The organism is Gordonia sp. i37, from assembly GCF_002043085.1.
In the GTDB taxonomy this organism is placed as follows: domain Bacteria; phylum Actinomycetota; class Actinomycetes; order Mycobacteriales; family Mycobacteriaceae; genus Gordonia; species Gordonia polyisoprenivorans.
This window is the reverse complement of record NZ_MVPX01000378.1, coordinates 1-8,045: the sequence shown is the minus strand read 5'-3', so window position 1 is coordinate 8,045 and position 8,045 is coordinate 1. Positions and strand designations below refer to the sequence as shown.

Annotated in this window: 7 protein-coding genes and 1 pseudogene; 3 read left to right on the top strand and 5 right to left on the bottom strand. The window is 67.0% G+C overall.

From position 1 onward, the window contains the following. Positions 1–574 (top strand): annotated as a pseudogene (locus B1964_RS18610) (hypothetical protein); the annotation flags it as partial. 83 nt (positions 575–657) lie between these two features. On the opposite strand, the gene B1964_RS18605 reads toward B1964_RS18610, so the two are convergent. The 3 genes from B1964_RS18605 to B1964_RS18595 are packed head-to-tail and all read right to left on the bottom strand — an operon-like array spanning position 658 to position 3,912. Continuing rightward, positions 658–1,836, bottom strand: a complete 1,179-nt coding sequence (locus tag B1964_RS18605) for a thiolase domain-containing protein (RefSeq protein WP_079930806.1) — start codon at positions 1,834–1,836, stop codon at positions 658–660. After that, the gene (locus B1964_RS18600; protein ID WP_079930805.1) at positions 1,836–2,882 is read right to left on the bottom strand and encodes a thiolase domain-containing protein; all 1,047 of its coding nucleotides are present in this window, start codon (positions 2,880–2,882) and stop codon (positions 1,836–1,838) included. Before B1964_RS18600 ends, B1964_RS18605 begins: the two co-directional genes overlap by 1 nt. A 40-nt stretch (positions 2,883–2,922) precedes the next feature. Beyond that, positions 2,923–3,912 (bottom strand): Zn-ribbon domain-containing OB-fold protein, encoded by a 990-nt coding sequence (locus tag B1964_RS18595; RefSeq protein ID WP_079930807.1) that lies wholly within the window; start codon positions 3,910–3,912, stop codon positions 2,923–2,925. Positions 3,913–4,045: 133 nt separating this feature from the next. Between B1964_RS18595 and B1964_RS18590 the strand changes: the two genes are divergently transcribed. After that, on the top strand, positions 4,046–5,083 hold the full coding sequence (locus B1964_RS18590; protein WP_079930804.1) for an LLM class F420-dependent oxidoreductase: 1,038 nt from the start codon (positions 4,046–4,048) through the stop codon (positions 5,081–5,083). A 7-nt stretch (positions 5,084–5,090) separates the two neighbouring features. Here B1964_RS18590 and B1964_RS18585 read toward each other — a convergent pair whose 3' ends face one another. Both B1964_RS18585 and B1964_RS18580 read right to left on the bottom strand, forming a co-directional pair. Then, positions 5,091–6,545 (bottom strand): cytochrome P450, encoded by a 1,455-nt coding sequence (locus B1964_RS18585; protein ID WP_079930803.1) that lies wholly within the window; start codon positions 6,543–6,545, stop codon positions 5,091–5,093. Between the two features lie 12 nt (positions 6,546–6,557). Then, positions 6,558–7,379, bottom strand: coding sequence for a crotonase/enoyl-CoA hydratase family protein (locus B1964_RS18580; protein WP_079930802.1), 822 nt, complete (start codon positions 7,377–7,379; stop codon positions 6,558–6,560). Positions 7,380–7,460: 81 nt separating this feature from the next. Here B1964_RS18580 and B1964_RS18575 point away from each other — a divergent pair. Continuing rightward, the coding region (locus B1964_RS18575; RefSeq protein ID WP_139765792.1) for an AMP-binding protein at positions 7,461–8,045 on the top strand (585 nt) is incomplete at its 3' end.

The following is an 8,045-nucleotide window of genomic DNA, read 5'->3' as shown; positions in this document are numbered from 1 at the left end:
CCGCACCAGACCGAACCTGGCTCAGCTGACGTCACCCCCGAAACCCCACCACCCCAGGGGACTTACCCGCGCTCTCGACTCCGGGCTCTACCAGGGCCGTAAGCGTGGTATTTCCGTCGACCTTGAAGGTGTCGCAGCGGGTATGCGGCGACAGCACGGAATTGCGTTACTGCGCAGCGCCCTGCCTTTGGCGGACGATCGATCCGAGAGCATCGGCGAGTCGCTGAGCCGCGGTGTCATGATGGAGTCGAAGTCGGTGCCGCGGCCCGAGCTCCAGGCGGAGGTCGTCGTCGCCGACGGCTCGGTGAAACGCTGCGATTTCGGGTGGCGTGACTCGCAGGGAAGTTTGCTGGTCGTCGGGGAGTTCGACGGCAGGTTCAAGTATCACCGTGCCTCGGCGGCCAGCGGGCATCGGTTTGCCGAGGACGTCATCTACGCGGAGAAGCTGCGCGAGGACGCGATCCGTGAGTGCGGGATCGTCGTGGTGCGGTGGACGTGGCAGGATCTGCGCGACCCCGACGCCTTCGTCCGCAAGATCCTCGGGGCTCTCCGCCGCGCAGGAATCGTTGGCTGACCTGTTCTTCCCCAAGAAACCCATTCCTCCCCTGACAATTTCCAGGGGAACAACGAAACCCTTGGGGAAGAACCCGAGCCGAGTCAGTGCTGGGGTTTGTCGGCCCCCACCAGCCACATCGAGAAGTATTGCGAGCCACCGCCATACGCGTGGCCGAGGGCTTTGCGGGCGTCGGGAACCTGGTGTGCTCCGGCTTTGCCCATCACCTGGATCGCGGCCTCGGCGAAGCGGATCATGCCTGACGCGCCGATCGGATTCGACGACAACACGCCGCCGGAGGCGTTGAGCGGGATGCGCCCACCGATCTCGGTCTCGCCGGCCTCGGTCAGCTTCCAGCCCTGGTTCTCCGGCGCGAAACCCAGGTTCTCCAACCACATCGGCTCGAACCACGAGAAGGGTACGTAGATCTCGGCGGCGTCGATCTCCTCGACGGGGTTGTCGATGCCGCCGGCCTTCCACAAAGCCGCGGCGGCATCCCGACCGGCCTGTGGGCTGACGACGTTGCGGTGCGCGAAGGCCAACGGCTCGGTGCGCATCGCGGTCGCGTGAATCCATGCGACCGGAGTTCCCTGTGCCACAGCGTCATCAGCGATCTGCTCGTCGCCGATCACCACGGCGCATGCCCCGTCCGACGACGGGCACGTCTCGTCGTAGCGGATCGGGTCCCAGAGCATCTGCGACGCCATGACCGACTCGGTGGTGATGTCGGGCTGATGGAGGTGTGCCAGCGGATTGAGGGCGCCGTTGCGACGGTCCTTGGCCGCGACCATCGCACCGATGTGCTCGGGCGCACCGGACTGCCGGATGTAGGCGCGCACGTGAGGGGCGAAGAATCCGCCCGCGCCTGCGCCCACCGGCTTGGTGAACGGCACCGGAATCGACAACGCCCACATGGCATTCGACTCCGACTGCTTCTCCCACGCAACGGCCAGCACCCGACGGTGCACCCCGGCGAACACCAGCGACGCCGCGACATTGGCGGTGGAACCGCCGACCGAACCCGCGGTGTGCACCCGGATCAGTCGTTTGCCGACGGCGCCGAGCGCCTCCGCCATCGCCAGCTCCGGCATCATGGTGCCCTCGAAGAGATCCGGGGCCTTGCCGATGACGACGGCGTCGATCTCGTCGATCGAGACCTTCGCGTCGGCCAGTGCCGCGTCGATCGCCTCCCGGCACATCCCGGCCATCGTCACGTCGTGCCGTTTGGCGACGTAGTGGGTCTGGCCGGTGCCCAGAACCGCCGCCCGGTTGTTGTGTGCCATCAGTTCTCGTCTCCCGCGGTGTCGGCGCCCAAGGTGACCACCATGTTCTGTTGCAGCAGTGGACCGCTCGTCGCGTGCGCGAGCGCGGTCTGCGCGTTGCCTCCGAGGATCTCGTTGGCGGCGTAGCCGATCCGCTGCAATCCGGCCGAGAACAGAGAGTTCCCGGCGAGGACACCGCCGGACGGATTGATGCGCACCGACTCCGGCAGGCGTAACGCGTTGCGCACGATCAGCTCTTGATGGGTGTAGGGGGCTGCGATCTCGGCGACGTCGACGGCGCGGCTCCGCTCGCCGAACGCGGTATCGCCGGCCAGGGTCGTCGACGGCGACACCGTCAGGTCCCGCGCGCCGAAATTCGGGGTGTCGATGCGATGATCCCACCCGGTGATGAACGCGGGATTGGCCACCAGCTCACGTGCCCGACGCTCGGAGGCGATGATGACCGCTGCTGCGGCATCGGTGTAGGGCGCGATGTCGTGGGCGCGCAAGGGATTCGCGACGTAGTCGGCACCCAGGAGGTCGTCCACCGAGGCGCCGGTGGTACGGGCGGCCACCGCTGCCATGTCGGCCTCGGTCCACGCTCCGGCATCGAGTCCCGCGCGGGCCTGCAATGCGGCGAGCGACCGGGCCTGTGGCCACAGCGGTGCCACCGTGTACGGGTCGGTCTGCAGCGCCAGGGTCAGATCCATGTCGCCGGCCGTCGATTTGCCGAAGCCGTAGGCCAGGGCCAGATCGACCTCGCCGGTGGCGATCTTCACCCAGGCCTCGTAGAGGGCCCACGCCGCGTCCATCTCGACGTGCGACTCGTTGATGGGCGGCATCGCACCGATCGAGTCGATGGCCGAGATGAACGAGAAAGCGCGTCCGGCAAGGTAATCCGACGATCCACTGCACCAGAATCCGATGTCGGTCCGGCTGATGCCGAGTTCGGCGTAGAGCTTGGAGAAACACGGGATCAGCATCTCCACGCCATTGGTGGTGCCGTGGGTCCCGACGACATTCGGGCTGTGGGCGAACCCGACGATCGCGATCCGGGGGAGGGTCATGACGACATGTCCTTTGTGATGGGCGAGAAAGTGCTGGGGCTCAGAGGAATTCGCGGTAGGAGGCGTAGTCGGCGTCGGGCTCGCCGGTCGGCCGGAAGTGGCTGATGCTGCCCAACGAGAGTTCACGCTCGTCCTCGGGGACCCACACTGCCTGCACGCGCATCCCCATGCGGACCTCGTCGGCCGGGCAGTCGAGGATCAGGTGCAGGAACGGGATGTCGGTGCCGTCGAGCAGCACGTAGGCGGCCACGTACGGCGGCTTGATGCGTTGTCCCTGAAAGGGGACGTTGACGATGCAGAAGGTGGTGACGGTACCGGTGTCGGCCAACTCGACCCGCTCCACCGCGCGTGCCCCGTCCGACGGGCTGACCTTACGCGGCGGGAAGTACACCCGACCGGCGTCGACGCCCGAACCGATCCGGGAGCCATAGAGCTTGCCGGCCTTGAGTCCCTCCAGGTACCAGGATTCCTCCTCGGTGGCCGAGTGGGTGATCGTGGTGGTGATCGGGGTCGTGATGACGACCCGCTCGCCCGGGTCGACCTCGGCGGTATTCGGTTCCGCCGGTGTTGCGATCTCCCCCGGGGCGAAATGGCTGATGTCGTCGATCCGGCCGGTCCGCGCGGCGCGCCACACGGCGTGCACGCGCAGCCCCGTCGCCACGTCGTCGGGTGACTCCACCCGCAGGGCGTGCAGCAGAGCGGTGTCGGCGCCGTCGAGACGGATCAGCGCCCAGGCGAACGGCACGTCGAGCGGTTGGGGTTCGGCGGGTTGGTCGACCCACGTCCACGAGACGACGGTGCCGATGGTCGCGACGTCGACGAGATCGGTGGTCGGGGCACCGGATCCGGGATGGAACTCGACCGGGGGCACCGAGACGGTTCCGTCCGCGGCGCGTGAGCCGACGATCCGGCCGTCGCGCAGACCGAGCGCGAACTGCGACAGCACCGGACCCAGCGACCGGGTGTACCCGAAGGTGTTGGTCAGCGGTGCGGTGAGGACGGGGGTCTCGGGTTCGGGAACGACCGCCACCGGGTCTGGGACTCCGGGATGGTCACTGGTTGCGATGCTGCTCACACAATCGAGTAGAACACGTTCTAGTATTGGGCACAAGACGCACGTCGGCACGCCGAGGATCGACAACCCCGAGAGGACGGCATCGACCGTGAAACTGGCTTTGCAACTGGGATATTGGGGAGCCGGTCCCATCGCCGGCGCAGCCGAACTCGTCACGGCCGCCGAGGCCAACGGCCTCGACGCCGTGTTCACCGCCGAATCGTGGGGTTCGGACACCTACACCCCGCTGGCATGGTGGGGATCGGCGACGTCCCGCATCCGACTGGGTACCGCGGTCTCACAGCTGTCCGCCCGACCGCCGACCTCCCTGGCGATGGCCGCGCTGACCCTCGACCACCTCTCCGGCGGCCGCCACATCATCGGACTCGGGGTGTCGGGACCACAGGTCGTGGAGGGCTGGTACGGCGAGCCGTTCGCCAAACCCCTTGCCCGGACCCGCGAATACGTCGAGATCGTCCGCGCGGTGCTGGCGCGCGAGGCGCCGGTGCGCAGCGACGGGCCGCACTACCCGCTGCCGTACCCGGCACACGCACCCGGGTCGACCGGCCTGGGCAAGCCACTCAAGCCGATCACCCATCCGCTGCGCGCGGATATCCCCATCTGGCTCGGTGCCGAGGGCCCTCGCAACGTCGCGCAGACCGCCGAGATCGCCGACGGCTGGCTCGCCATCTTCTACAGTCTCGCCCTGGCCGATCAGTACGAGCAGTGGCTGGCCGACGGCTTTGCGCGACCCGGTGCTCGGCGCACGCGTGAGGAGTTCGAGGTCGCGGCGACGGTACAGGTCGTCATCACCGATGACATCGACGCCGCCGTCGACCGGTATCGTCCGTCGACGGCACTGTACGTCGGCGGAATGGGAGCCGAGCAGAAGAACTTTCACGCCGAGCTGTATACACGGATGGGCTACGGCGACGCCGTCGAAGAGATCGGACGACTGTTTCGTGCGGGCCGTAAGGAGGAGGCGATCGCGGCGGTGCCCGACGAGATGGTCCGCGAAACCCTGATCGCCGGCACCGCCGACGAGGTACGTGCGCAGATCTCCTTGTGGGAGGCCGCCGGGGTCGACATGCTGATGGTCACCGCGCGTGACGTCGCGACCATCGAGACCCTGGCCGGGCTGGTCTGAACCGTGCTCAACCCGCGGTCGCCGACACCCTGCGCTCGCTCAGCGACAAGTGAAAATCCTTGGGCACCATGGTCAGACGCTCGTCGACGGTCAGCTCGTAGTCGGGGTCGGCCCGCAGGTCGTATCGGTGCAGCAGGCTCGCGAGCACCAGCACCGCCTCGTGCAGCGCGAACTGGCGACCGATGCAGGAGCGCACCCCGGTGCCGAACGGCTGGTAGGTGTGGGCGGGCCGCTTCTTGATGTTCGCCGAGAGAAAACGGTCCGGATCGTAGACGTCGGGGTCGGTCCACACCTGCGGATCGCGGTGTACCAGGCCCAGCAGTACGATCGCCCAATCCTGCGGCCGCATCCGGTATTTCCCGCCGATCACGGTGTCCTCCCGCGGGCTGCGGGCGAAGGCGGGCACTGTCGGCCAGATTCGTAGCGCCTCGTCGAGACAGTGTCGGATGTAGCGGAACTTCGGCACCTGCTCGAACTCCGGCATCGCCGTGGGGTCCGCGCCGAGGATCTCGTCGGCCTCGGCCTGGGCACGCGCGAGGCACTCCGGGTTCTGGGAGAGGTAGTACAGGGTGAATGACAATGCCCCGGAAGTGGTTTCGTGCCCGGCGACCAGGAAGGTGAGGATCTGGTAGCGGATGTTGAGCATCGAGAGCTTCTCGCCCGTCTCGGGGTGGGCGACGTTGAGCATGATGCCGAGCAGATCGTCACGGTTCGGATCGCCTGCGCGGGCGGCGATCACCTCGTCGAGAAGCGAGTCGACGTACTCCTGGTGCTCGGCGTTACGGCGGTCGAGATAACGCATCAGGAATCGGCCACCCGGAGCGGTGCCCAGGCCGCCCTTGCGTCGGCCGGTCTCGAGGGCGCGGATCATCGCACCGATGAACGGATGCGGCTGCGCCGAGGAGAACGAACCGAAATCCTGACTGAAAGCGGTGCGTGTCAAGGTCTCCAGGGTCAGCTTGGTCATGTCCCGGGTGACATCGGTGTCGCCGCCGCGACGGTCCCAATAGTCGAAGAGTTCACTCGCGGTGGAGATCATCGTCGGGTGGTAGGAGCGGATCGCCGACTTGGTGAATGCCGGGATCAACAACTCGTGCGCCAGTTGCCAATTGGGCTCGTCGTTGCGCGCGGTGAACAAACCGTCGCCGGCGTACTGGCGCAGCGCGGTGATCGCCGGTGGCAGCGCCTTGCAGAAACGGGTCTCGTCACAGAGTTCGGCGGTGAGCTCCGCCGACGCGACGAACACGAACTTCTGCCGGAAGATCTGCATCTCGAAGATCGGCCCGAGACCCGGTCCCCACTCGAGGATGCTCAGCACCGGACTACGCGGATCGGAGACCCCGAGGTCACCGATGACCGGGCGCCGGGTGCCGGCATGCGGGAATCGTTGGCCGGACCAGTCGTTCTTCAGCGGGCGTCGCAACACATCCTCGACGATGCTCGTCGCGGGCGGTGGTGTCAACGTCTCGCGACGTCATTCACCGGTGAAGACCGGCTTCTCCTTGGCGGCGAACGCTTTCGGGCCGACCTTGGCGTCCTTGCTCTGGAACACCGAGATGCCGATCGGGGCCTCGATGGCGAAGGCGTCGAGTTCGTGCATGCCCTCGGTCTCGCGGATGGTCCGCAGGATCGCCTGCACGGCGAGGGGTCCGTTGGCGCAGATCGCGTCGGCGAGTTCGAGGGCTTTGTCGAGGGCGGCACCGTCGTCGACGACGTGGCCGATCAAACCGTACTCCTTGGCTTCGTCGGCGGTGATGTGCCGGCCCGTCAGGAGGATGTCGCAGGCGACGGTGTAGGGGATCTGGCGTACCAGGCGCACGGCACTGCCGCCGAGTGGGAACAGCCCCCAACGCGCTTCGGACACACCGAATCTGGCACTTCGGCCGGCCACCCGAATATCGGTGCCCTGCAGGATCTCGGTACCGCCGGCGATCGCCGGCCCCTCCACGGCGGCGATGAGCGGTTTGCTCAGACGCCGGCCCTTGAGCAGCGCGGGCAACGACGCCGGATTCCAGGTGCCCTGTTTGACCGTGTCGCCGGGAGCGTTGCGCGACATGGCCTTGAGGTCCATGCCGGCGCAGAATGCGCCCCCTGCGCCGGTGAGGATCGCGGCCCGGATCTCCGGGTCGGAGTCGACCCGGTCCCAGGCCTCGGTCATGATCGCCATCATCTCCGAGGACAGCGCGTTGCGGGCCGCGGGACGGTTCATGGTGACGATCAGGACGTGTCCGCGTTGCTCGACCAGACAGTGTGGTGCGTCGTCGGTGGCGGACGCGGCATGCGACGTCGTGGTCATCTCGACCCCCAGATCGGTGGAAGTGGCATGTGAAGAGAACGTGCTCTTGCCGGAAACGATAACACGTTCTAGTTTTGTGTCATGGCTTTCACCATCGGGGACCTCATCGAGCATGCGGTCGACCTCATGCCGGACCGCACCGCCGTCGAATCGGGCGATCGCTCGCGCACCTATGCCGAACTCGAGGCCCGCAGCAACGCCCTCGCCCACCACCTCCGTTCACTGGGCGTGCAACCCGGTGACAGAGTGGGCCTGTACAGCAGGAACACGATCGAATCCATCGAGGCGATGGTCGCGATCTTCAAGGCGCGGGCGGTGATGGTCAACGTCAACTACCGCTACGTCGAGGCCGAGCTCGACCACATCTTCTCCGACTCCGGGATGACCGTGCTCATCCACGAACGTCAGTACTCGACGCGCGTGTGTAACGTGTTGTCGAATCGCGACGAGACCGGTGGTGTGCGGCCAGTCGTCGCCCACCGCGTCGTCATCCCCGACGGCAGTGACGTCGAGATCGGGACGCTCGCCGCCCCGGTCCTCTACGACGACGCGATCGCAGGCGAATCGATCGAGCGTGACTTCGAGGAGCGCTCCGACGACGACCTGTACATGCTCTACACCGGCGGCACGACCGGCAAGCCCAAAGGTGTCGTGTGGCGGCAGGGC